Here is an 878-nt window from a genome sequence, read left to right as displayed (position 1 = left end):
CTGACCCGGCCTGTGGAGCGCTACGCTGCGGTGGAGAGGCTGATAGCCGACCACGGCTTCTCCGAGCGTCGCGCCTGCAGGCTGATCGGGGTCAACCGGTCGGCATGGCAATATGAGCCGCTTCGCGGGAAGGACGATGCTGTGCGCGTTCGGATGCGCGAGATCGCGAACGAGCGTCGTCGGTTCGGCTACCGGCGGTTGGCGATCATGCTGCGGCGTGAAGGCAAGGGTATGAACCTGAAGAAGGTCTATCGGCTTTACCGCGAGGAGCGGCTGACGGTGCGCAGGCGTGGCGGCCGCAAGCGAGCGCTGGGCACACGGGCACCGATGGCGATCCCGCAGGACGCCAATCAGCGGTGGTCGCTCGACTTCGTGTCGGACTCATTGGCCTGCGGCCGGCGGTTCCGCATGCTCAACGTCATCGACGATTACAGCCGGGAGTGCCTGGCGTGCGTTGTCGACACCTCGTTGTCAGGTCGGCGCGTCGTGCGCGAGCTCACGGCCATCGCCGAGCATCGCGGACTACCGTGCATGGTGGTCAGCGATAACGGCACCGAGCTGACCAGCCACGCGGTCCTTGCCTGGTGCCAGGACACTGGGGTCGAGTGGCACTACATTGCTCCCGGCAAGCCTACGCAAAACGGCTTCGTCGAGAGCTTTAATGGTCGTTTGCGCGACGAGTGTCTCAACGAGCATCTGTTCCCGACGCTGGCAACAGCAAGGCGGATCATCGAGGCATGGCGGACGGACTACAACACCGTGCGTCCCCACAGCAGCCTTGGCGGGTTGGCACCAACCGAGTTTACCAAACGCCCCAGCCAAGGGCATAAGGACACCAAAGCTAACTTATCAGCGGCCTGAAAATGGGGAGCAGGTCA

1 protein-coding gene is annotated in these 878 nt (G+C 63.8%); it reads left to right on the top strand.

All coding sequences use genetic code 11. The features are described 5' to 3' along the window. A partial coding sequence (locus L6Q21_RS17870) for an IS3 family transposase (RefSeq protein ID WP_237832119.1) occupies window positions 1–861 on the top strand: 861 nt, incomplete at its 5' end. Window positions 862–878: the final 17 nt, after the last annotated feature.

The organism is Sandaracinobacteroides sayramensis, from assembly GCF_022014495.1.
In the GTDB taxonomy this organism is placed as follows: Bacteria; Pseudomonadota; Alphaproteobacteria; order Sphingomonadales; family Sphingomonadaceae; genus Sandaracinobacteroides; species Sandaracinobacteroides sayramense.
The sequence above is the reverse complement of the archived record's forward strand: the minus strand, read 5'-3'. Positions and strand labels throughout refer to the sequence as shown.